This window comes from Hymenobacter sp. BT491 (assembly GCF_014349165.1).
Classification (GTDB): Bacteria; Bacteroidota; Bacteroidia; order Cytophagales; family Hymenobacteraceae; genus Hymenobacter; species Hymenobacter jejuensis.
This window is the reverse complement of the sequence record NZ_JACSJJ010000010.1, coordinates 26,058-51,120: the sequence shown is the minus strand read 5'-3', so window position 1 is coordinate 51,120 and position 25,063 is coordinate 26,058. Positions and strand designations below refer to the sequence as shown.

Annotated in this window: 14 protein-coding genes; 5 read left to right on the top strand and 9 right to left on the bottom strand. The window is 54.8% G+C overall.

All coding sequences use genetic code 11. The annotated features are described in order from the left end of the window. Nucleotides 1-290: 290 nt before the first annotated feature. Nucleotides 291-8,801 (top strand): MBG domain-containing protein, encoded by an 8,511-nt coding sequence (locus H9I52_RS22190; protein WP_187455692.1) that lies wholly within the window; start codon nucleotides 291-293, stop codon nucleotides 8,799-8,801. 119 nt (nucleotides 8,802-8,920) lie between these two features. Here the strand turns inward: H9I52_RS22190 and H9I52_RS22185 are convergent, their stop codons facing one another. Both H9I52_RS22185 and H9I52_RS22180 read right to left on the bottom strand, forming a co-directional pair. Further along, complete coding sequence (locus H9I52_RS22185; protein ID WP_187455691.1) at nucleotides 8,921-9,367, bottom strand: hypothetical protein; 447 nt, start codon at nucleotides 9,365-9,367, stop codon at nucleotides 8,921-8,923. Nucleotides 9,368-9,512: 145 nt separating this feature from the next. Continuing rightward, nucleotides 9,513-11,111: a family 43 glycosylhydrolase gene (locus tag H9I52_RS22180; protein WP_316248071.1), complete on the bottom strand. Its 1,599-nt coding sequence runs from the start codon at nucleotides 11,109-11,111 to the stop codon at nucleotides 9,513-9,515. A gap of 735 nt (nucleotides 11,112-11,846) precedes the next feature. Here H9I52_RS22180 and galK point away from each other — a divergent pair. The 3 genes from galK (at nucleotide 11,847) to H9I52_RS22165 (ending at nucleotide 14,312) form a co-directional block, all read left to right on the top strand. Continuing rightward, nucleotides 11,847-13,013: a galactokinase gene (gene galK, locus H9I52_RS22175; protein WP_187455690.1), complete on the top strand. Its 1,167-nt coding sequence runs from the start codon at nucleotides 11,847-11,849 to the stop codon at nucleotides 13,011-13,013. A 165-nt stretch (nucleotides 13,014-13,178) separates the two neighbouring features. Continuing rightward, nucleotides 13,179-13,721, top strand: a complete 543-nt coding sequence (locus tag H9I52_RS22170) for a hypothetical protein (RefSeq protein WP_139515467.1) — start codon at nucleotides 13,179-13,181, stop codon at nucleotides 13,719-13,721. A 234-nt stretch (nucleotides 13,722-13,955) separates the two neighbouring features. After that, nucleotides 13,956-14,312 carry a hypothetical protein gene (locus H9I52_RS22165; protein WP_187455689.1) on the top strand — a complete coding sequence of 119 codons (357 nt, stop codon included), beginning with the start codon at nucleotides 13,956-13,958 and terminating at the stop codon, nucleotides 14,310-14,312. Nucleotides 14,313-14,376: 64 nt separating this feature from the next. On the opposite strand, the gene H9I52_RS22160 is transcribed toward H9I52_RS22165, so the two are convergent. Next, entirely contained in the window at nucleotides 14,377-14,715 is a 339-nt protein-coding gene (locus tag H9I52_RS22160) for a hypothetical protein (protein ID WP_139515465.1), read from the bottom strand. A gap of 709 nt (nucleotides 14,716-15,424) precedes the next feature. Here H9I52_RS22160 and H9I52_RS22155 point away from each other — a divergent pair. After that, complete coding sequence (locus tag H9I52_RS22155; protein WP_187455688.1) at nucleotides 15,425-15,697, top strand: hypothetical protein; 273 nt, start codon at nucleotides 15,425-15,427, stop codon at nucleotides 15,695-15,697. Between the two features lie 44 nt (nucleotides 15,698-15,741). Here the strand turns inward: H9I52_RS22155 and H9I52_RS22150 are convergent, their stop codons facing one another. From H9I52_RS22150 to H9I52_RS22125, 6 genes are all read right to left on the bottom strand, one after another. Continuing rightward, the gene (locus tag H9I52_RS22150; RefSeq protein WP_222940610.1) at nucleotides 15,742-16,245 is read right to left on the bottom strand and encodes a hypothetical protein; all 504 of its coding nucleotides are present in this window, start codon (nucleotides 16,243-16,245) and stop codon (nucleotides 15,742-15,744) included. Between the two features lie 380 nt (nucleotides 16,246-16,625). Then, entirely contained in the window at nucleotides 16,626-17,666 is a 1,041-nt protein-coding gene (locus tag H9I52_RS22145; RefSeq protein WP_187455687.1) for a LacI family DNA-binding transcriptional regulator, read from the bottom strand. A gap of 62 nt (nucleotides 17,667-17,728) precedes the next feature. Beyond that, nucleotides 17,729-17,905: a hypothetical protein gene (locus tag H9I52_RS22140; protein ID WP_187455686.1), complete on the bottom strand. Its 177-nt coding sequence runs from the start codon at nucleotides 17,903-17,905 to the stop codon at nucleotides 17,729-17,731. Between the two features lie 214 nt (nucleotides 17,906-18,119). Then, a complete protein-coding gene (locus H9I52_RS22135; RefSeq protein ID WP_262386190.1) occupies nucleotides 18,120-20,696 on the bottom strand; it encodes a glycosyl hydrolase 115 family protein in 2,577 nt (858 codons plus the stop codon). Nucleotides 20,697-20,777: 81 nt separating this feature from the next. Then, nucleotides 20,778-21,905 (bottom strand): endo-1,4-beta-xylanase, encoded by a 1,128-nt coding sequence (locus H9I52_RS22130; protein WP_187455684.1) that lies wholly within the window; start codon nucleotides 21,903-21,905, stop codon nucleotides 20,778-20,780. Between the two features lie 326 nt (nucleotides 21,906-22,231). Next, entirely contained in the window at nucleotides 22,232-25,060 is a 2,829-nt protein-coding gene (locus H9I52_RS22125; RefSeq protein WP_187455683.1) for a bifunctional transaldolase/phosoglucose isomerase, read from the bottom strand. Between the last annotated feature and the right edge of the window lie 3 nt (nucleotides 25,061-25,063).

Here is a 25,063-nt window from a genome sequence, read left to right as displayed (position 1 = left end):
CGATTTCTTTCAAGCTTAATAACAACAGTGTTGGCGCTGCTATAACTGATGCTACTACTGGTCAAGCTACTCTTCAAAATATAAGTATTGCAGGTATCAATGCTTCGGCAACAGCTTATACTGGAGTTATAACAGCAAACTTTGTAGGCGAAACAAATTATGCCGGCAGCACTGGGACTGGCAATCTTACGGTCAACCCGGCCGACAACGCCATTACCTTCCTGGCCCTGGCCAACAAAACCTACGGGGATACCCCATTTGCCCTGAGCGCCACCGCCCCAGGCGGGAACGTGACCTTCGCCGTGACCAGCGGTCCGGCAACTTACGACGGCACGACGGGTAAGCTCACGATCACGGGTGCGGGCACGGTGAAAGTGACGGCTTCGCAAGCTGGCAACACCAACTACGCGGCGGCCACACCCGTGAGCCAAAGCTTTACAGTAGCCCAGAAACCGCTAACCATAACGGCTAGTAATCAGTTGAAGACTTATGGCCAGACCTTCACGTTTGCGGGCACCGAGTTCACGGCCAGTGGCATGGTAAACGGCGAAAGCGCAGGTGCTGTGACGCTCACCAGCAACGGTGCCGCCGCGGGAGCTCCCGTAACAACTTATCCCATCACCCCGTCGGCAGTTACGGATGCGGGCACTTTTAAGGCCAGCAACTACAGCATTACTTACTCGCCAGGTACACTGACGGTAAACCAGGCACCGGCTACCATTGCCTTAACTAGCGCAGATCTGACCCAACTTTACGATGGCTCAGCTAAGACAGTCGGCGCCCTAGCAAGCCCAGCGGCAGCCGGCGTGCAAGTGGTCTACAGCCAAAACGGAGGCACGGTCACCGCTCCTAAAACAGCAGGCAGCTACGGTGTTACGGCTACTCTAACCAATGCCAATTATAAGCTGGTTGATGGCAATGGTCTTGCACTTGGCAGTCAGCAAGGTACTCTGGTTATTCAACAAGCCACTCCGACTTTCTCAGATCTTATTGGTGCTCAGACCATTGCTTACGGAACTTCTTCGGTAACCTTGACGGGCCAAGTAAGCAAGGGCACACTTATTCCTACGGGCACCGTAACGGCCTCGATCAACGGCACGGTTTCCGCCCCGACTACTATAGGTTCGGATGGGAAGTTCAGCATCACCTACAGCACGGCGGCGCTTGCGGCCAGATCTACGGCGTATGCCATCACCTATTCATACAGCGGCGACACGAACTTCAACCCCGCTAGCGATGCTTCTACTGGCCTAAGAGTCAATCAAGTACAGCCTTCTATTACCTGGAATAATCCGACGAGTATTGTCTACGGCACGGCGCTCGGCAATTCGCAGCTAAATGCTACGGCTGCCGTGGCAGGAAGCTTCGAGTACACGCCTGCTGCCGGCACCGTTCTCAACGCCAATACCAACTCCCAGACGTTGTCGGTGACATTCACGCCGAACGATGCAACCAACTATGCTAGCGTCACCAAGACGGTCGGCATCATGGTTACGAAAGCCACTCCAACCGTCACGTGGAGCACTCCTGACGACATTGTGTATGGCACCGCGCTGAGTAGCACGCAGTTGAAAGCTTCGGCAAACGGAGTAGATGGCACGTTTACCTATAGTCCGGCCGCCGGCGCTGTGCTCGAGGCCGGTAGCGATCAGGTGCTTTCGGTAAAGTTTGTACCAACGGATGTAGCCAATTACAATACCCCAGCCGATACGGAGGTTAAAATCAACGTTTCTAAAGCAGATGCAAGAGTTGATGTTGCCGGCTACAGCGGTCCCTACAATGGGGCTCCTCATGGCGCAACTGGCACTGCCAAGGGCATAAACAACACCGATCTAAGCAGTTCGCTGGACTTAGGAGCTACGTTTGTCAACGTTCCGGGTGGTACGGCAGACTGGGTATTTACGGGCGGCAAGAACTATAAAAACCAGAATGGCAGCGTTGTCATTACGATCAGCCCAGCACCAGCTACTATTGATTTGTCCGGCTTGGACGTACTCTTTGATGGAGCGACCAAGTCTGTCACGGCTACTACCGCACCTCAGGGGCTAAGTGGCGTGACGATCACGTACAACGGCGCACAAAGCGCCCCCAGCAATGCCGGGACTTACACGGTAGTGGCTACTCTAACGAACCCCAACTATACGTTGGTGGATGCCACCAGCAAGAGCCCCATTGCAAGTGTGACGCGGACGCTGGTCATTAATCAAGCCCCAGCCACGATTGCTCTAAACAGTGATGACCTAGCACAAACTTACACTGGCTCGCCTAAGGCTGTTCGCACTACGGTAAGCCCGGCGGCAGCCGGTGCCCTGGTTACTTACAGCCAGAACAACGCCAGCGTAACTCCTACTAATGCAGGCAATTACGATGTTGTGGCCACGTTAACCAATGCCAACTATAAGTTGGTAGACTCTGGCAACAACGCCATTAGCAGCGTCAACGGCACCCTGAAAATTGGGAAAGCTTCGGCTGATGTGACGTTGAACGCTGCTACGCTAAGCCAGATTTACAACGGCACCGCACGGTCGGTTTCTGCCCAAGTAACCGGCGCAACTGGCGATAGCCATTTCATCTATACCTACAATAATTCACTGACTGCGCCTACCGACTACAAATCTGGTGGATACGCTGTGGTAGCCACACTGGAGAACCCGAACTTCTCAGGTTCGGCTAGCGGCACCTTAACCATCCGTCAGGCTCCGCTCACGGTAACTACCGACCCGCAAAGCAAGAAGTATGGCGAAACCTTTGCCGCAAGCAGCTTCAGTGGCAATCTCAGTGGCAACGTCGCCGACGACCACCTCGGCATTGCCAGCTATACTAGCACCGGAGCGGCCCCAACTGCTACCGTGGCTGGTGGACCCTACCCCATTTCGGCTACGCTAAGCGACCCAGACAATCGCTTATTTAACTACAGCGTAACCAACAACTACAACCAACTCACCGTTAACCCGGCCGAGCTGGCACTGGAAGCCTTTTCAACCAGCCGCGAATACGGCGAGGCCAACCCCATCTTTGGGGCTACCTACAGCGGCGCCCAAAATGGCGACACGTTTACCGCTACGGCTAGTAGCACAGCTGACAAGCAGTCGCCTGTTGGCAACACGTACGTAATTACGCCTGCCATAAGTGGCAGTAAATTAGCCAATTACAACGTTACCCCAACCAACGGCACGCTGACCATTACGGCCGCCGAACTCAGGGTAACTGCTCGAAATGAAACCCGCATTTACGGTGATCATAACCCCGCCTTCACCGGCTCGTTTAGCGGGCAGAAAAACGGCGAATCATTCACGGTTGGTGGTAGCACTTCCGCTACCGAAACGAGCCCAATTTCCAGCACTACAGTAAGCTACGCTATCATGCCTTCGGTAACCGGGGCCACGCTAAGCAACTACTCGGTAGTGCCCGTAAACGGTGTGCTCACCATCACGGCCCGAACGCTACAGGTAACAGGCCTAACCGCCGTCGGGAAAGTCTATGACGGTAAGAAAGCGGCCCCGCTCAATACAACGAACGCATCCTTGTCCAACACCGTGGGCTCAGATGTGGTGCTATCCACCACTGGAGCAACCGGCACCTTTGCCGATCCGAACGTAGGCACGAACAAGGCCGTGACGGTTACGGGCCTCACTCTTGCCGGTAGTGCGGCTGACAACTATACGCTTGTGCAGCCCACCAACTTGACGGCAAGCATTGCGCCTGCTTTGTTGAAATACGTAGCCACGCCCGCCAGCCGCAGCTACGGTGCCACCTCCAACGGAACTCTTGGCGGCAGCGTATCTGGTTTTGCAGAAGGCGAGGATGTAACGTCTGCTACTACGGGTGTGCTGCAATTTGCTTCGCCAGCTACGGCGACCAGCGAAGTGGGCAAATACCCCATCAATGGCTCGGGTTTAACGGCAAAATTTGGCAACTATACCTTTGCACAGGAGGAGGCCAACGCCCAGGCACTCACCGTTACCAAAGCCTTACTGACCATCACGGCCAACGACCGCACGAAGGTTTACGGAGATGCGCTAGCCTTAGGTAATACCGAGTTCACGACCAGCCCCTTGCTGAATGGTAACACAGTTACGGCCGTAAACCTAGTTAGTGCCGGAGCTGTGGCAACGGCTTCTTATACTTCCCCAGGCCCTGACTATACCATCACGCCAAGCGCCGCAGCAGGCGCTGGCCTTGGCAACTACGACATCCAATATGTCGCTGGTAAGCTGGCGGTTAGCAAGCGCAACCTTCTGATCACGGCCGGCAACAATGCCAAGATCTACGGCGAAACGCTCACGTTTGTCGGGACGGAATTCAGCCCCGCAGCCGGAGCGTTGGTTAACGGCGACCAAGTAACCAGCGTAGCGCTAACCAGCACAGGCGCGGTGGCTACGGCGGGCGTTACAAGTGTTGGTCATGAGTACAGCATCATTGCTTCGCAAGCCCAAGGATCGGGCTTATCGAACTACACTATTACGTATGCCGAAGGTAAGCTTACGGTCAATCCGAAAGCTTTGGCTATCAAAGCCAACGACCGCATGAAAACCTACGGCAACTTGCTCAACTTGGGCACTAGCGAGTTCACCTCCGAGGGCTTAGTGAACAGCGATGCCGTCACGAGCGTAGTACTCAGCAGTGAAGGCGCCGCGGCAGGTGCAGCCGTAACTACTTTAGGGTCAGAGTATCCGATCTCGGCCGGCACGGCCCAAGGTTCGGGGCTTGGCAACTATACCATCGCCTACAACCCCGGCAAGCTAACGGTAACCAAGGCCCAGCTGAACGTTACGGCTAACGCGCGTGAAAAGGTGTACGGCGTAGCCCTGCTACCCGCTGATTTTAGCGGCACCGTAATGGGCGTCAAAAATGGCGACAACATTACGGCCAGCTTCGACAGCGAAGGCGCTCCGGCCATAAAGGGCGTCAGAACGTACGACATCACTGCCAGCCTGAGCGACCCAAGCGGCAAACTCAACAACTACACTGTCACCAAGCAAAGTGCTACGCTGACGGTGAGACCCGCTCCGCTGACGATCACGACCGTGGCTTCGAAGAAGCTCTACGGCCAAGTGAATCCCGATTTTAGCGTGAGTTATGACGCCTTTGTCAACGGGGAAAGCGCCGACGTGCTAGGTGGTGCGCTTACGTTCACCACGACGGCCATAACGACCAGCGCCGTGGGCCGCTACGACGTAACGCCAAGCGGTCTGACTTCTACCAACTACAGCATCAGCTTTGCTAAAGGCACCCTGACCATTGAGCAAACGCCGCTGACTATCACGGCCAACGACCGCACCAAAACGTACGGCGATGTATTGGCCTTGGGCACGACGGAGTTCTCAACCAAAGGGCTGGTAAACAACGAAGTACCCAGCAGTGTAAACTTAGTTAGCCCTGGAGCCGCCGCCACGGCTGCCGTAGCGACATATGAGATCACACCTTCGAGCGTTGCCAACGCTGGCGGTTTCAAAGCCAGCAACTACGACATTACATATCTTGCTGGTAAACTGACAGTTACAAAGGCTCAGCTGGAAGTAACCGCTGCCAACACCAGCCGAGTGTATGGCGAACCTAACCCAACCTTTACAGGCACCGTTACGGGCCAGAAAAACAACGAAAGCTTCGTGTTTGCTGCTACCACAACCGCTCTCCAGAGCAGCCCAGTTTCCAGCGCCACAGTAAGCTACGCCATTGCGCCTTCGGTGACCGGATCTACGTTGGGCAACTATACGGTAGTACCTCACGAAGGCGTCCTGACCATCACGGCGCGGCCTATCACCATCACGGCTGATGCCAAGAGCAAAATCTACGGCGACAGTGACCCCGAGACGTTTACTTACAAGGTAACCAGTGGCAACTTGTTTGGCACCGATGCCTTTAGTGGCCGCCTAAACCGCGTTGGTGGCGAGAATGTGGGTCTGTACGCGATTAACCAGAATGCGGTATCGGCCGGGCCGAACTACGACTTGCACTACAACGGCGCGGACTTCACCATTAGCAAGAAAACAGCTTCCGTAAGCCCAGCCGTGGCAAGCAAAATCTACGGTGATGATGACCCCATTCTAACGGGTGTCCTCACCGACTTCCTGCCAGCTGACCACATTACGGCTACGTACAGCCGCGTGCAAGGCGAAACGGTAAAAGGCGGGCCTTATACCATCTCCGCTACCCTGAACGCGGTGCCAGCCCTGAACAACTACACCATTACGTACAATACGGCGGCGTTTACCATCACGCCTAAAGGGTTGACCATCACGGCCAACGATCGCACCAAAACGTACGGCGATGTATTGGCCTTGGGCACGACGGAGTTCTCAACCAAAGGGTTAGTTAAAGAGAACACGGTGACAGGCGTCACGCTGACCAGCACCGGTGCGGCGGCAACTGCTACCGCAGCCACTCCAGGGCCCACTTACGCAATTGTGCCCAGTGCAGCAGTCGGCACCGGTCTCGACAACTACTCGATCAGCTACGCCAACGGCACGCTGACAGTAGGGAAGAAAGACCTGACTATTACGGCTAAGAATCAGGTTAAAACCTACGGTCAGACCTTTAGCTTCACCGGCAATGAGTTCACAACCAGCAGTTTAGCTAATTCAGACAAGGTAACTAGCGCAACCCTAACCAGCGATGGGGCCATGGCTTCTGCCACGGTTGCTTCGCCAGGTCCCGATTACGCCATTGTTCCTAGTGCTGCTGTAGGTAGCGGGCTGTCTAATTACAACCTTGGTTACGTCAACGGTACCCTGACTGTGGGCAAGGCAACGCCTACGGTTACGGCCACGGGCGGCACGTTTACCTACAACGGTTCGGCGCGCACCGGTAGCGGCTCGGCCAGCGGGGTGGGCGGCGCTGGCAACCTGCTTACTCCAGCCGTAACGCTGAGTTATGCCGGCACTGCTAACGACGGCACTATCTACGGCCCTACAGCTGACGCGCCTTCCAAAGCCGGCAGCTACACAGTTACCGCCACGTTCCTTGGCAACGACAATTACGTTGGAGGCACCAGCAAACCCGCTACTCTGACCATCGACAAAGCATTACTGACGGTTACCGCCAATCCAGCAGAGCGCCAGTACAGCGACCTTGACCCCGAGTTCGCGGTCGTATACACTGGATTTGCTCCCAATGAAGCAGCTACTGCTTTGGGTGGCAAGCTCACGTTTGCTACTGTTGCTACCGGCACGAACACGCCTATCAACAGCAGTGCTGCGCCGGGTACTTACAGCATCGTACCCAGCGGGCTAACGTCGTTCAATTACAGCTTCAAATACCTCCCAGGTGTCCTTACTGTGAAGCAGGAAGACGCTCGCGTGACCTACACTGGGGCGATGTATAGCTCTACCGCTACCACGAGTGCCAGTACAGCGGCGCTCACGCTTCGTGCCACGGTTCAGGATATTACCGCAGTTCTCGGCGACAAGGCGTATGATGCCAACCCCGGCGATATCAAAACGGCGAACCTGAGCTTCTACATCGTAGAAGACAACAAAACCATTCCGGCTACTTTGGCTTACCTCACCTCGGGGGATACCAAAACGGCTACGGCCACAGCTAGCTGGACGGCAGATTTGGGTTCGGCGGACTCTAAGCAGTACACGGTTCAGCTCATCGTGGGTGGCAACTATCTGCGCAACTCGGCAAGCGATGATGCGGTCATCACGGTATCAAAGCCGTTGGACAACTTCGTAACCGGTGGCGGCTACATTACGCTGGCCAAATCGGGTGGGGAGAAAGCCGGTGATGTTGGCACCAAGAATCACTTTGGCTACAACATTAAGTACAACAAGTCGGGCACGAACCTGCAAGGGAACATCAACACGATTTTCCGGCGCACCGAATCCGATGGCATTCAGCACGTGTATCAGGTCAAAGGCAATGCCATGACGTCCTTGTCGGTGCAGGCAGGGGCTACGGCCACGGCTCCGTCCATGGCGACATTCAATGGCAAAGCCAACGTCCAAGATATCACCAACCCGTTAGCTCCTACCCCCGTCGGTGGCAACTACACGTTGCAGGTTACGATGACTGACAACGGCGAGCCGGGCAGCACAGACTTGGTTGGGATAACCGTTTGGGCCAACGGAGGCGGCATGTGGTTTGCCAGCGAATGGAACGGCGCGAAGACGGTCGAAAAGACTTTGGCCGGTGGTAACTTGGTAGTACATGGCGCTTCCTACATCGCGGGAACAACCTTGACTCCCACCACTACTGCCTTAACCTCGTCGCTGAACCCAGCTGCTTATGGTAAGTCGGTAACCTTCACCGCCACCGTGGCCAACTCTAGTAAGACTATTCCGACTGGCAAGGTTACGTTCAAGGACGGCACAACCATCCTGGCGACTCCCGCGCTCTCCAGCACTGGCGTAGCCGTATTTACTACAACTACTCTAGCAATTGGTACGCACACGATTACAGCAGAGTACGGCGGCGACAGCAACTTCGGCAGCAGCATCTCAGCGGCAGTAGCACAAGTAATAAATGCTACTACGCTAACAGCAGCCAGCACCAGCCAATCGGTGTCGGTGAGCGGCACTGCCAAGCCGGAAGCAGCCAGCAACCTGCTCGAAATCTACCCGAACCCGATGGCTAATCAGGCTACTATTCACTTCCATACGGCAGTGGGCGGTAAGGCTCAGGTGTACCTCTACAATAGCGTGGGCAGCCTGGTGACGACGCTCTACAATGCCGAAGTGGAAAGCGGCCGCGAATACACCCTCCAACTGACCCGTGAGGATCTGCCCAACGGCGTGTACTTCTGCCGCCTGATCACCAATGGCAAAGTCGAAAACAAGCGCATCACCATCGAGCGCTAACCGTCTCAGAGCCTTGTAATTGCAAGAAGGGGTTGAGCTTAGCTCAACCCCTTCTTTTTTGGCGCAATGCAAAACCATTACGCTTTCATAAATATTTGATTATCAAATATTTATAATAACTACATCGCCATACCCAGGGTATTCATCACGTTCTGAATGGCCTTGTTCAGGTCGGGGTTTTGTTTGATGCGGTTGTTGAGCTGCGGGTCCGTGTCCAGCGTTCCAAAATACCGAGTGAAACCAGCACTCAGCACCCGTCGCCGTACGCCTTCGGCTTGAGCGGGTTTGAGGGTACTAATCCACTGAGTGTATGAGGGCTTCAATTGCTGGGCGCGTTGCTGTAGCTTGGCGCCCTCGCCTATCAGTATGGCTATGGCGGCGGCGTCGTTGGTCTGGCCCAAAGCGCGTTGCACCACCGCGGCCGCGTCATCGCCGAGTTGGTTGTAAGCTGTTTCGGCGGCGCTGGTTTGCCAGGCAAACGTAGTACGAGCAGGTGCAGCGGACAGAGAACTTGGCTGTTGCAGAAACAGCCCGAGAGAAAATACGAGGGTGGATAGGGTCTTCATGGGCAGCGGCGGGAAACTCCTCATACGTTGCTGGCCCAAACTCGGCTGTGCCCTCTCGATGGACAAGGCAGCCCAAAGCAAAAACCACAAGCCCCCGGCAAACAGGAAGTTGCCGGGGGCTTGTGGCTGAAGGCGTTAAACTAAGCTAGCGTTGGTTGCGAATCGTAAAATCATTGAAGGCGACCGTAGCCGTTTCTGGTCCTTGGGCCAGCAACCCGACCCGAATGCCCCGATCCCAGGGCGGCAGGTAAGTGCCGTTGAGGGCGAAGCTGTTCATGGGCATGGCTTGCCACGTAACACCGTTGGTGCAGTACGAAAACCGGTAGCGCTGTCCGCCCCAGGCCTCAAACCGCAAACCCAGGCTTTTGCACTCTTCTACCGACACCTTGATTAAGCATTGGGTTTGGCCTGCTTTTACCGACCACAGCTGCAACATGCCGTCGCCAGCCATCAGGGCCAAGGCATTTTGAGGATCACCGACGGCGGCGAGACCGGCAAAGGTATGAGCCGGCAAGGCGCCAAAATCGAGGGTAGCCGTGGTTTTGTACGTTGCAGCATACGTCCGCTGCGCTACCATGGCGCCCAAGTTTTCGGGGCAAGCATTCAGCAGTAGTTGCCCGTCGCTTACGCTGGCTACCGGCTGCTTGCAGATGGGCCATTGCCACGTACCAGCCAGTTTGTTGCCGGTGAAGTTGTCGGTTACATTCAACACGCCCACGTTTTGCAGCGGCGCGGCCTGCGGGCTGTTCCCTTCAAATTCGGGCCAGCCCTGCTCATTCCAAATAAACTCACTCAAAATACCTTGCCGCCCCACAAACTCATGACTGCTAGCATGATACGCGTGGTGCAGCAAAAACCACCGGCCGTTGTATTCGGCTACGGTGCCGTGACCAGGACAGTTCCAGGTTTTGTTTTTGGTCAGGATCGGGTTCTGCTCGTTTTTCTCCCACGGGCCGAGCAAGCTACGCGAGCGGGCCACGCCAGTAGCATATGTGCAGCCGCTGCCGCAACAGCCATTGCCCGCGTAGAACATGTAGAAATAGCCCTCGTGGCGCACAATGGCCGATCCCTCTACCAAGTTCCCTTCCCACTTGGCATCGTTGCGGAAAAGCTCGACTTGCTCACCCAGCAAAGCCGTACGCTCTTCGTTCAGGCGCTGGGCCCAGATGGGTGTAGGCTCGCCGTAGGCGTTACCATCTTCCTTCCAGACCATGTACAACTCGCCGTGTTCGTCGCGCACCGGAAACCCGTCGATGGAGCCGTTGCATTGGCCAATCAGGGGGCCGTGGTCGGTGTAAGGCCCAGCCGGATCGTCGGCGCTGGCGATAGCTACGCACAGCGGACCATTTTTTTGGCGGGCCGTGTAGCAGATATAAGTTTTGCCGTTTTCGTAGCTGATTTCGGGAGCCCAGAAGCTGGCTTCGGCCCACTCCGGCATGCTATCCGGGAAAACGTGGCTTACTAACTCCCAAGTAACGAGGTTAGTTGATTTGAACAGAGGGAAAATCGAGCCCCACTCCGCCGAGGTGGCGCTGGCCCAATACGTATCCCCGATTTTGGTAACGGTCGGGTCAGGAAAGTCGCCGGGCAGCACAATGTTAGCATACGTCGTGACCGGTTGCGCCGACACAGGCGGGGCGATGTTGGCAACCGCAGCGGTATCGCTGGGTGTTTGGCCTTGGCAATCAGCCAGTAAATCCGTGCTGAAAGCCGAAAAGGCTCCGGGTTCTAAGTCGAAGGACACAGCAGTTAAATACGGGTGGGAATGGGCGAATGCGAGGAGGGAATTCCGAAACGAGCCGAGCGAGTAAGCGGCCGAACTGGCCAGCTTCATTCCCTCAAACCAGCCAGCCTAAGCCGTAAGGGCAGCTTGGCAAACCGATAACGTAATGGAAGCAATCAACTTAAGTGAGAAGCAGAATCCCTGACTTAAGGTAGAGTGAAAAACAAAAGGCGAAACAGAGGCGGGGCGGGTAGGCTTCCTATTCTTATTGTTTAGATCTACTACTTCGCCGCACAAATGATCCGTTGCGAAGTATAACTTTTTTACAAAGGTAAACGCTTGCAAATCACGTTTACAAGCGCTTGCAATCGATCCTAAGAAAAGTAAGAATATATACTCACAAAGTACCAAACCTTTGCTAACCCACAGGTTATGCGAACTTTATGCGTACAGATACTTCTTTTCTCGCATGTAGTTTTGCGCCAAGATCATGCCAGACCTGTGAGAAATCTGTCATCACACTTTGTAGTACTTCTCTTATAAATTTTATAAAAGAGGGAGCATTGCATTCTTTAGATTTTCTGTATTGTGCTTTGTTATAGGCCTTAGGCGGTAGCTCAACTGTGCAGGATTGGCAGGTGAAAATGCGGGCGAAACGCTAGAAACCGATGAGTAAAAAGCCATATTTGTCGGCCGCTGATTGCGGCGATTTACTATTGGCTTTCTTGCATTTTTCATAAATATCACATAACCAGCATGTTATCCCAAGCCGTTGCTGCAACTTTCCGCCAACACTTTGGCTCAACTCCTCTGGTGGTGCGCGCACCCGGCCGGGTTAACTTAATCGGCGAGCACACCGACTATAATCAAGGTTTTGTGCTGCCAGCGGCGGTCGATAAAGAGATCTATTTTGCGGTGGCCCTCAACAACACCACCGATATCAATTTGTATTCCAGCGATTTACAGGAGGCCCTGTCGTTGCCCGTTGCGGATGTGCACCGCACGGATACGCAGTGGGCCAATTACTTGCTGGGGGTCGTGGCGCAGTTTCAGCAGCGCGGCCTTACAGTACCGGGTTTCGACTGTGTGTTTGGCGGCACGGTACCCATTGGGGCAGGCATGTCATCGTCGGCAGCGGTAGAATGCGGCTTGGCTTTCGCACTGAACCAGCTGATGCACACCAACTTGGATCGCATGACACTGGCCCACATGGGGCAAAAGGCCGAACACGAATACGCGGGCGTAAAGTCGGGCCTAATGGACCAGTTCGCTAGTTTGTTTGGCCGCGCCGGGCAAGTTGTGCGCCTCGACTGCCGCTCCTTGGAGTACGAGTATTTCCCTTTCGACACTTCCACCACGCGCATTGTGTTGTGCAACTCTGGCGTAAAGCACTCGCTGGCCAGCTCCGAATACAACACGCGCCGCCAAGAGTGCGAACACGGCGTGGCGGTGCTTCAAAAGCATTATCCGCAGGTGCAAAGCCTACGCGATGCCACGGCCGCACTGCTACAGGCCCACCAAGCTGAAATGGGTGATGTCGTGTACCAGCGCTGCTTGTACGTGGTACAGGAAAACGAGCGCGTAGACGTTGCCTGTCGGGCTCTGCTTGCTGGTGATTTGGCTGACTTTGGCCAGCAGATGTACGCCTCCCATGCCGGCTTGCGCGATCAGTACCAAGTTAGCTGTCGCGAGTTGGACATATTGGTAGAAGCTGCCCACAGCTTGCCCGGCGTGTACGGAGCACGCATGATGGGCGGCGGTTTTGGCGGCTGCACCATCAATTTGGTCGCCGTGGATCAGGTGGATCAGTTTGTGCAACAGATGACCGCTGCTTATCAGGAGCAGCTTGGCCTAAAGCTCGAAACGTACCAAACAACCATCGTCGATGGCGTTGGGACGATGGAGGCCGTTGCCAGTAAATAGCACAGGAAAAACATCCGATAAGCAGCGGCCACATTAAAAAGCGCTAACTACATACTAAACCAATCTTTTAGCGTTTACATAATGCCGATCCTGCTGTGAACAAAACCGACTTTACATCAGGTTTTTTCAGCAACTATGAGTAGTTTTCCACACTATTCTATTCCGATGAAAAATCTAGTTGCACTTCTTGCACTGCTTGCTTTGTCGATGCAGGCGAGCCAAGCGAAAATAGGAAGTGGCCCCCATCCCGCGCAAGGCGCTACGGCTTCGGTGCAGGCCCTCGACCGCAAAAACGGCTTCGGAGATGCAACTTTTGGCGCCGACATCAGCACGTTTCGCAACCTGCGGCCCGAAAGTGCCGATGCCGAAAGCGAAACGCAGTATTACAGCCGCACTACCGATAACCTGCGCATCGGCAACCTCAAACTCACAGGGATCAGCTACGGTTTCTACAAGAACAAGCTGTGCTACATTCAGTTACGGGCGATGGGCGACGAAAACTGCAAAGCCATCCATGATTTGCTTACCAGCCAATACGGCCCTGGCAAACAGCCCAAGCAAACCAAAAATGAATGGTGGCACGGCAAGCAGGTAACCATGCGCTACGCCGAAGTACCCCAAGGATACGCCACAATCTACTTGGCCAGCAACGACTTGATTGACCAACGCATGGCCCAGCAGAAAGTCACGACCTTCCGTTTGGCCTAGCTCTCCGGAGTTTTACAGATTCCCAAAACCATAAGGCCTTGTAAATTGCTAATTTACAAGGCCTTATGGTTTTTTCAATAAAAAGCAAAACCGGAAGTCCGCTTTGCTCCCTACTACGTAGATGAGGGGCTAGCTGCGGCCTCGTACATTTTGCTTTCCAGCGTTATGAAACGCTCCTAGCTAAAATCAAGCAATTGATTTTGCCCCGACCTCTCTATCATCTGTTGCAACTTCATGTTTTCCGTCTGCCACGACGTTCTTCCCGACAGCTATTTGTTGGTGCTCGTACCCGACAAGCGAGCCAACCACGCTGAAGAAATAAGGCGCGCTCTGCATGGCGCCAGCCTGAGCGGGAAGAAGTGCGTTTGGGTGGATTGTAGCCTAGTTGAGATGCTGCCCGACGAGGTCTGCGAAGTGCTGCTGACGTACTTCGATACGTTTCAGGAGCTGAACATTACGATGGTGCTGTGCCATGCCAACGAAGCAGTGCGCCAATATATGCAGGAAAACGGCTCGGGATTCAGCCCGCCCATAGTGCCCTCCTTGCTGGACGCTGCCCTTTATTGCCCCGAATCTGCGGCAACTTTTTAAGCAGCGAAACCGCTAACGAAAACCGCCCGACTAAAAGCCGGGCGGTACGTTAAATGACGGTAATCTATTCTTGGGTCGCGTTAGGATTGAAGGCTTGCCAATCCAATTCACCGGGTTTGCCGCCTTCCTTTTTGCGCAGGAAGTAGGTTTTGTCATCGTCTTGGCGCTTGCCGAACGTAACCGAGCCCCGGCAATCGAGGCACTTCACGTCGCAGTATTTAAACTTGTTCTGCGCCGTGCGACTGGTCAGCGTGAGGTTGTCGGAACCACATAGGCCACAGGCCAGCACGTCCTGAAAGCTCAGTTTTTCGTGTTCCGTCAGGAGTTCATGCAAGTCCGTACCGGTGGCATTGATGTGATAACTTTTACGACCAATTTTCTTGGTCACCATCATTTCTAACATGGCGGGAGAAGAGTTAAAAAGTAAAGGGAAATCGAAATAAAAAGGGTGCGTATCTGCGCAGAATATCCTGCCCGTACGGCGGCCAAGCAAAAGGAATCCGTCTAGTGATTCGGGCTTCCATGTTGGTTAAGCTACAACACAGCTACAAGCAAATACATTACATAAAAAGTGGTGTTAAGGGCATAAAAGTGGCCTTTTATGCCCTTAATGCATTCTCCTTTCTCGCTTGAGATACTTCTGTCTAGGTAGTTCTTGGCTAGGGGCAGGCCACCAAAGGTCGAAAGAAAAACTCATCACGTTTGAGGCCGGGATTATTATAATTTTTCGCCTTTACAGTGCTAAAAACAGAAGGCACAACAAGTCACAGAAACACATTGCCCAGAATTAAGTTTATATTCATAAACTACTGTATATCAATTATTTATAAATATATTCCTGCAAACCCAATCCATTGATAAGCAGTCACACAATCAAAGACTTACACCTTGTTGGCAGCTTAGATAATGAATAGTATTGCTTTACCCAACGCGCTATGACCTGACAGGGCAATAGAAGCGGAAGGCCCCGTCCACTCTTGACAGTCCCCTATATGGTTGCCACCCCGTCAGCCCCCGTTGCGGCGCCGAGAAGGGCTTATGCTCTTTTCCCGGCCTTAAAAGACAGTTACCTCAAATCCTTGGGGTTCAGTCCTGTGCAGCCCACAAAACCATTGGACGCATTCACTTTTCCACAACGCTGGGCTTATGTACCCAGTGAAGATGTGCGCTACCGCCATTCCTGCACCGCCGCCGACGGTACGCCTTTGTATGTGTATGCCTGGCTGGAAGAATCAGGCTACATGCTGACCACAACCCAAAACATTCGTTTTCAGGAAGAAATTGTCGTGGAACTGGCTACCAACGACTTTCAGCAGTTGCAGCTACACGTCCTCAATTTCTTTGCGCAACACGGCGGGGTAGGCCAAGCATTTGCCAGACAATAATTAAGAATCCCGTTTCGATCAGCTATTAATAAGCAACTGCGTAATCAGGACTGATCCGAACCCCGATGCGTAAACTTATTTCGCAGAGCGGGTCCTTTACGGACGACGGGCGGCATAAAGTCGTGGTCGACGAAATGCTGTTCCGGCACAAATGGCTTGCGTTTTTCCAGCCAGATGCACGCTGAGGCAATGTCATCGAATGTGGCAATGGTGGGACGCGTGACAAAGCGCAGGGCTAGCTCCGTTTCTTCACGAGCACCATATTCGAGCGGGTACACCCACGCCAGAAACTCTAAGCCCGACTTTAGCATGGCATCCAGCCAGTCGGGCCCCCAAGGCGTGGTGTGAGCGTGCGTAATAGTGATGCTCGAATTATCGTTGAGGATTTTCGAACAAGGCTTCGTGCGAAGGCACTGCAGCATCAGCTCACAGGCGATCTGCGAAGATTCTTGGTCGTGTTCCCCCTTCCAGTCGGCGTATATCCAATCGTTAACTTGGTCATATGCGATGGAAATCCCGTTTGTTTCAATAAGGGCATGCAGTTGCATTGGTGAAAAGATGTAGAGCAGAGGCAATAGGACGGTGGCAGGGCAATAGAACGCAGCTAATATAGATGATTGTAATTTCTTGGCATAATATCAATAACCTGACCAAAAAGACAATACTAGTAAAGTACCATTACTAATAAGCATAACTATCTATATATCAAATACTTATTTTATGTTATTTTATTAAAATATTATTAATAGCCAAACGCATTTTATACTCGCTTCTGCCCTATTTAGGCAAGGTTCTAAATTGAACAATGCCAACGCAGCGCCTTTGTCTATTGTTGTGCTTGACAACAGTAAGCACTTGCGTCGGGTTCAACTCTAGGCAACAAGCACTGATTGAACTTTGCCGCTTAGTAAAGCTAACTCTTGTACACTCAATCAATTAACAACGACGAGTGCCGCAGGGTAGAATCCCGGATTTTGAGCTTAGGACTCAGCACTACCCGGCGCGGTATGAAATGGCCACTGTGGCTAGCGAGCATCTCCTGCATCATCTGTACGGCCTGCTGGCCCATCTGCTCGCCGCACTGATCGACGGAAGTCAGGCGGGGCTCGGTAAACATCGTGAACGCTTCGTTACTAAAGCCGGCCAACGCAATCTCCTCCGGAATGCGAATACGATGCTCTTTCAACACTTGCATCGCTTCGACGGCTACTATATCGACGGCGGCGAAGATGGCATCGGGTAAAGGACTCATTTGCAAAAACTTCCTTGTGCCTGCTACCCCCGACTGCTCGGTCATGTCGCAATGGTAAACCAAACTATCGTCGAAGGGCAGACCAAAATCCCGGAGGGCATCTAAGTAACCTTGAAAACGATTTTTCCAGACGTTAAGATGCTGTGGACCAGCAAAATGCGCGATTCGGCGGCTTCCTTGTTCAATCAAATGCCTGACTACCTGATACGCCCCCAAGCGGTCATCGACTACAACGGCGCTCACGTCAGAACCTTCCAGGATGCGGTCGAAAAACACCAGCGGGATATTCAACTCCTGAATGCCGGCAAAATGGTCGAGGTTGTGCGTAGTCCGGGCCAGCGACACCAGAAAACCATCAACTTGCGCGTTGAGCAAGGTTTCAAGATTGCGCTTCTCGTGCAGCACGTTCTCATTCGACTGGCAGATCATCACGTTCAGGCCCGCCTTGGTAGCGGCCGTTTCGATGCCGTTGACGACTACCGAAAAAAAGTTGCCGGTGATGTAGGGTACCAACACGCCCAGCGTATTGCTGCGCCCTTTGCGCAAGGCGGCAGCCAAATGATTGGGTCTGTAATTCAGATCTTTAGCTACCTGCCGCACCCGCGCCTTCGTATCCTCGCTGACGTCGCGGTGATCGGCCAAGGCCCGCGAAATGGTAGAAACCGAAAGGCCCAGAACCTTGGCAATGTCAGTGATGGAGGCGCGGTGGTTTGCCATTTTCAGAATCGAATTACGGGCGTCTGCCTAAGGCAGGGAGCCAGCGCAAACGTTTGAAGTGCTCAAGTTATCTTTTTGAGCTTTACCAAAAACACATCGTTCTCGCGAACGTTGAATTTTTCGCTAAAACCGCCGGCACCGATGGTCACCGTTTTGCTAATGACTGGCTTGTCTTTGGTAAGCATTTCTAAATCAGGCACTTGCTTAGGCGACAAATAAGCCGGTCGGGGCAGGCGCAAATATGCCGTATAGGCATTGTTTGAGCCGTAGCCTGTTTGGTACACCTCGCAGCGGTAGTTGCCCTTCGCAGCGTCTTTTATCGTTACCGCGACAGCACCTTGCGGTTGTGCCAGAGAAAAAAGCCAGGTAGTTCGGCTCGTTCCACGCTTCGAAATACCAGCTTTCTACTTTTTCCCGGCCTTTACATCACATTGTAATTCAATCTATTACAAGTTACCGTTTTCCAACGCTGCCCTTCGGCTCGGTTGTGGAAGCCTTGGTACCGGTCGCTTTGGGAAAGTTTTCGGGCGGGCCTAGATAGCTTGGCTTCACGCCACCTTGGTCGACTACAAGTTTCTCCAGCACCACGCCGGCATCCACGCGCCAGAACTTCAGCACGTGTTCGCCGGGTTTGGCCAATGTGTGCTGCGAGGTGCGCAGGATGATGTTGTCCGCGACCGCCTTTTCCCACGGTCGGTTGCCGTTGTCGGCTACCATACCGGTATGCAGGTTGATAATTTGCGGCGCTTCGTCATCAAACGACACGGCGTACCGCAACCCTTGGCCGTTGGTGAAGTTTAGCGTCGGGGCCAGATAAGCCTGCACGGTTACGGGCCCAGCTTGTGCAAGCTTAAGACGGTATTCGAGGTGCGGACTCGTGCCGCTTGGGGCCGCCGTTGGGGCCGCCGTGACCGGGAACGTCGTGACGGCGCCCGCTGTGCGGCCCAAGTCGGGCAGGCGCTGCCAAGTGATGGCACTGGTGTTCACCGCTTGGGTATAGTGCTCTGCCTCAATGGAAACGAACTGATTATTGGCGGTTGGCGCCGAAGTAGAGGGCTCCCTAGCGGCCGTGATTTTGTCTGGTGACAGGGTCACCACGGCCGGCATTTTGTTGGCGGGCTCGTCGTGCCAAGTGGTGTACCCGATGTGCATCTGGTCCATCATGTGGTTCCATTTGCCGCCAAGCAGTGTGTTGTATTGGCGCGAGATGTCCGCGTCCTTTTCAAACAATGCCTTGGCTTTATCGGCAAACCCATTGGCCGTAGAAGATCCGGCTTTAGCGGCCTCGCGATTGCGGGCGACGGTGTAGTACAACTCGTTCAGGTTGGCATAAGCCCGCACCGGGTGCAGCACCAACTCAAAATAGGCATCCCGGCTGGCGGCGGGTAGCTGCTGGTTGATGGCTTCGGCGCGCGCGAGCAATTGTTGGTACTCGCCCACGACGGTGGCCCACTCGCCGGTAGCCAGGCTGTAGGTATCGGCGTCGAGCAATTCGGGCTTGCGGCGGGCGTTGTACTTGGCGTACTTGGCCAGAATATCGGCAATAGCGACGGCGTGCTTTTCGCCAAACTGCTGGGCGGCCCATTGCCGGGTGTAGGCAGCCACCTGATCCGCCCCGATTTTGTTGGGATTCCAGGCGTAGTCAAGGAAGAAGCTGATCGGCAATTCCATGGGTTTCAGGTCGCCCACGTTCACCACCCAAATTTGCTTGACGCCATATTCATAGGCCAAGTGCATTTGCTCCCAGATGCGCGGCAACGGATTGGTATTGAGCCATTTATAGTTACGCGGCCCACCCACGTAGTCGAAGTGGTAATAAATGCCGTAGCCGCCACTCCGGGGTTTGTCGCCGAGCTTGGGCAGCTTGCGGATGTTGCCCCAGTTGTCGTCGCAGAGCAGCAGCGTCACGTCGTCGGGCACGCGCATGCCCTTGTCGTAATAGTCCTGCACCTCTTTGTAGAGCGCCCACATTTGGGGCGTTTGGTCGGCGGGCTTGCCGGTGGTCTCGGCAATGATCTGGCGCTGATCGGCTACGATTTTTTCCAGCAGCGCAATGTTGCTTTCCTGGCTCATGGGCTCGTCGCCGTCGCCGCGCATGCCGATGCTCACCACGTTCTCCCGGGTGCCCATGCGCTGCATGCCCCCGCGCCAAAATTCCTGCAAGGCAGCGGCGTTGGTCTGGTAGTTCCAGGCGCCGCCTTTGCCGTAGCGGCGCCACTCGTCGTGGGCCCGCGTGAGTGGCTCGTGGTGCGAGGTGCCCATCACGATGCCGTATTCGTCGGCCAGCGCCGGGTTTTGCGGGTCGTCGTCGCTGAATGCGTTGCCCCACATGGCCGGCCACAAGTAATTGCCCTTGAGGCGCAAAATCAGCTCGAACATGTGCACGTACATCTTCGAATTGACGCCACCGAATTTCTCTTTGGACCAGCCCGAGAGCGCCGGTGCTTCGTCGTTGATGAAGATGCCGCGGTACTTCACCGCCGGTTCGCCCTGCGTGTGTCGCCCCGCCGCTACATACAGCGACTTTTGTGGCGGCACCGGCACATCGGCCCACCAATACCACGGCGAAACGCCCATCTGCTGCGATAGGTCATAAATGCCATAGATGGTGCCGCGCTTGTCGCTACCCGCAATTACCAACGCCCGCTCTACACCGGGCAGCGGTTTTTCAACTACCTGATTTACAAATACTTCCCATTTCCCCGTCACACCCGATACGTCGAGCTTTTTGGCCCGGATCAATTGGTCAATCAGCGGGCTTTTGCCGATGGTTCCGATCAGCACCACTTCCTTGCCCGTCGGTGCTTTGTCGGTCGAGAGGGTGGGCGTGAGTTTGGTTACGCGATTTACATCGGCTTGCAAATCCTTCGCGGCCCGCAGCACGCCCGGCCAATCGGCGGCGCTGGCGTAGAGCGGCGCCACCTTGCCCGCAGCCGCCAAGGCAAAGCTGCCTTTCTGCTGCTTCGTCGAGACGTATGAAGTGCCATCAACTGCCCAAGCCGACTGCAAAGAGCTTACAGTCAAGCACATAATAAAAATAAAAGACAGAAGATATGACCTGTGCAACAGTCGGCGGACGCGTAGCAAAACCATGTGGGTGGGGTTCAGATTTTAGATTTTATCCTTTTTCGCAGCCCGAATCACTGCCTCGAAAGCAGGCTTTGGCTGGTAGCTGCGGTCGAAGAGCAGCGGGTAGCTCGTCCGGCCTTTGATGGGCCAATCGTTCAGCCAAGAGTTGGCGTCGGTGACGCCCCAAAGCGTGATGCGGTCGATGACATCGCGGTGCTTGTGGAACAGCGCAAACAGGTCGGCGTAGCGCTGGGTAAGCTTTTGCTGCACCGAATCGGGCAGGCCGGTAGTATAGACGTTGTATTTCTCGTCGGCGGCGAAGGTGTCGGCGATATCGGCGCCCTGCCGTTTGCTGGGGTTGGGCAGCACGTCGATGTCCAGCTCCGTGAAGTTTACGTGCACGCCCAGCTTCGCAAACGCCACGATGCTGGCCTCCACTTGCTCGATGGTGGGGCGCGTCAGACCGTAATGGCCCTGCATGCCGATAGCCGTGACTTTCACGCCTTTAGCCTGCAAGCTTTTAACCAGCTTGATTACGCCTTCGCGCTTTTCGGGGCGATAGAGGCTGTAGTCGTTGTAATAGAGTTCGGCTTTCGGGTCAGCTTTGTGGGCAAACTCGAAGGCCTTGGCCGCGAAATCTTCGCCCAGAATCTCCAGCCATTTGGTTTTGCGCAGGCCGCCCTGCTGGTCGTCGATGGCCTCGTTTACCACATCCCAGCCGTTGATTTTGCCTTTGTAGCGGCCCACAACCGTATTGATGTGCTCTTCGAGGCGCTTGAGCAGCACTTCGCGGCTGGCGGGCTTGCCGGTTTCGTCTTCAAACACCCACTTGGGCGTCTGTTGGTGCCACATCAGCGTGTGGCCCACGATGAACATCTTGTTCTGCTGACCGAACGCTACGTAATCGTCGGCGGGCTTGAAGTTGTATGTCGTAGGGCCCGGGTGCACTGCCTCCCACTTGAGCAGATTTTCGGGGCTAATGGTATTAAACTGCTTCTTAATCAGGTCAGCAGCCTGCGGATCGCGGCCGCTGATCTGGGCGTTGTTCAGCGCCGCGCCCACGTAGAAATCGCCTTTAAACGCGTCCTTTAGGGCAGGCTCGGATTTCTGCACAAAGCCCAGACTCAAAGCGGCCATGCAGGCACCGATCAAGGGTTTCCTAGAATTCATTTTGGGTAGGTTTAGTCGGGATATTGGGGTGCTGGGTTGTAGAAAAAGGGGCGGGTGAAATCGTGTTGTACTCGACAAATTCAGAACGGTATTCGGGGTATTGCAGCCTTAAGTTTTCATCTCATCTAAAACATAAATATCTGATTATCAATTACTTATGTTTTATATAAAATATAGCTATCGAGCACATACCAAGAGGCTTCGTATGCTTTCGATTATGCTCACACGGCAAGTTGCCACCGCTTATCGCGGCGAAAACAGGTTCTTCCGGCCCTCGGAAAACATCGTCCCAAAGGGCCGGAAGAACACTAGTTTCTGCTTAAAATCTACGCCATCTGGGGCGCCTGCAAGGCTGACAGGATCGTTTTGAGTCCCTTCTTGACGTCGTGACCCAGATGCACGTGCAAGGTGCGGCGGTCGTTGCTCTGGAGCGCTTCCAAATCACCTTGAGCCTGAGCATTTTGGAAAGTTCCGAAGGTGTAGGAACGGCCGGGCAGCGGCAGGTCGGTTACGTTATCGTCGGTGAATTGCAGGAACAAGCCCGTGTTGGGGCCGCCTTTGTGGTACTGGCCGGTCGAGTGCAGGAAGCGCGGGCCGTACCCAAACGTAGTAGCCACGTGCAGACGACGTTGCAGCACCGCCCGCAGCTGATCGATGGCCTCGTTGAGCTCCGGCGTTTCCGTCAGATAAGCCTGAATGGACACGTAATCGCCGGGCTTGGCCTGGGCGAAGAAAGCGTCGAGCAGGCCGGCGGCTGTGTCGCCGGTGGAAGTCGTATAGAAATCAACCCCGTTTTCGGAAAGCGCCGCTTGCGGCTGGGGCAGCTTGCCTTCCTGTTCCACCGTTTTCATCAGGCGGTCAGTCGCCGTTTTGGCGGCTTGCACGTTAGGCTGGTCGAAAGGATTGATGCCAAGCACCGCGCCTACCACCGCCGTAGCTACTTCCCAACGGAAAAACTCGGCGCCTAAGTCCAGCGGCTCGTCCATCAAAATGGTGATCACTGGGTGCCCAGCATCGGCCAACACCTTCAGCTTTTCCAGGTTAGGCGTATCGGGCTCGTTCTTATATCCGATGTACGCAAACACGCGGTCGTCGCCGTACAGGCTCAGATCGGCCAGCGGCTCGCCGGCTACGGGCAGAATGCCTTTGCCTTCTTTGCCTGTGCTTTCGGCCAAAAGCTGCTCCATCCAGAGGCCTAGGTCTTTCAGCGAATCCGGCACCACGAAGGTCAGCTTATCGCGGCCCTTCGTGGCCAACACGCCAAGCACTACGCCTAGCTCTACGCCGGGGTTTTGGTCAACGGGACCGTACGCACCGCAGGCGCGCATCATCCGGATGGCGCGCTCCAGGAGTTCGCCTACGTTGATGCCCAGCAGGGCGGCCGGCACAAGGCCGAAGTACGTCAGGGCCGAGAAACGGCCGCCCACTTCGGGGAAGTTGAAGAAAATGTGTCGGTAACCTTGCTCCGTGGCCGAAGTCACGAATTTGGAGCCCGGATCGGTGATGGCCACGAAGTTCTCGCCGGCTTTGTCGCCTTTCACCTCCTTGAGTTTGGCGTAGAAATAGTCGCCGAACGCCAGCGGCTCGGCCGTCGTGCCCGATTTGCTGGCCACAATGAACAGCGTGTCGGCCAGCGGCACCGACTCTTCGATCTGGCGTACGGTACCGGGGTCGGTCGTGTCCAGAATGGACATGGGCAGACCATTTTCGCCTTGCTGGAACGACTTGTCAAACACGATCGGGGCCATGGTACTGCCGCCCATGCCCATCACTACCACATGCTTAAAGCCGGCGGCCTTGATGTCGTTGGCAAATTGCTCGAGTGCCGGCACGGCTTCCACCATGGTTTCGGCCACGCGCAGCCAGCCCATAAAGCTGCGAATGCTTTGTTGCGCTTCGGCATCCTGCGTCCACAGCGGGGCGTCTTTTTGCCAGAAGCCCTGGGTGAAGTTCTTGTGGTTCAGCTCTTGCAGCTTAGCTTCTATATCTTCCTGATATTGAACCAGTTGCAATGCTGCCGGAATCACCGTTTCGCCAAACGCGATCTGGCGCTTTTTCTCCAGCGAGTCCATCAGCTTGGCGAAAGGCTCCGAGAATTTCTGGGCCCCTTCCAGTTCGAGCTGGTTGGTTAAGGCTTCCAGATCCAGGCCGAGTTCGGGCAGGCGGCGCAGCACTTCCTCCGACTTTTCAAGGTCGTCTTCGAGGCGCACGGCAGGCTTGCCTTTGGCCCGGAAAATATCCAGCGTTTCCACCGGAATCGTGTTTACCGTGTGCGGCCCGATCAGCGACTCCACGTATTTCAGGTCGTCGTACTTAGGGTTTTTGTTGCCCGTGCTGGCCCACAGCAAACGCTGCGTGTTGGCGCCTTTGGCTTTCAGCGCTTCCCAACGCGGACCCGTAAAGATCTCTTTGTAAATCTGATAGGCTTTCTTGGCACTGGCAATGGCCACTTCGCCCAGCACCGATTTGGCCGTTTCGGCTTTCTCGCCGCCTTCGGCAATGATCTTTTCTATCTTCGGATCAATCAGCACGTCGATGCGGCTGAGGAAGAAGCTAGCGACGGAAGCGATTTTGTCGATCGGCTGGCCGGCCTTTACGCGGTCTTCCATGCCGGCGATAAACGCCTCAGCGACAAGCTTATAGCGTTCCAGACCAAAAATCAGCGTTACGTTTACGTTGATGCCTTCCGAGATGAGGCGCCGGATGGCCGGCAGGCCTTCCAACGTTGCCGGCACCTTAATCATCACGTTCGGACGGTCGACGGCTTTCCAGAAGCGCATGCCTTCTTCGATGGTGCCTTCCGTGTCGTTGATCAGGCCGGGGCCTACCTCGAGGCTCACGTAGCCGTCGCCGGAGTTGTCGGCGCTGTCGTAAAGCGGGCGAAACAGATCGCAGGCCTGCTGCACGTCGGCAATGGCCAAGGAGGTGTAAATCTCTTCGGTCGTCTTGTTTTGCAAGGCCAGCGAGCGAATCGCAGCGTCGTAGTCGTCGCTACCGCCAATGGCTTTCTCAAAAATGGCGGGGTTAGAAGTTACCCCCCGCAACGAGTCTTCGCGGATAAGCTTCTGTAACTCGCCGTTAATGAGGATTTTACGACGGATAAAGTCCAGCCAAATGCTTTGGTCGAACTGGCGGATTTCAACTAGTGGGTTCATAGG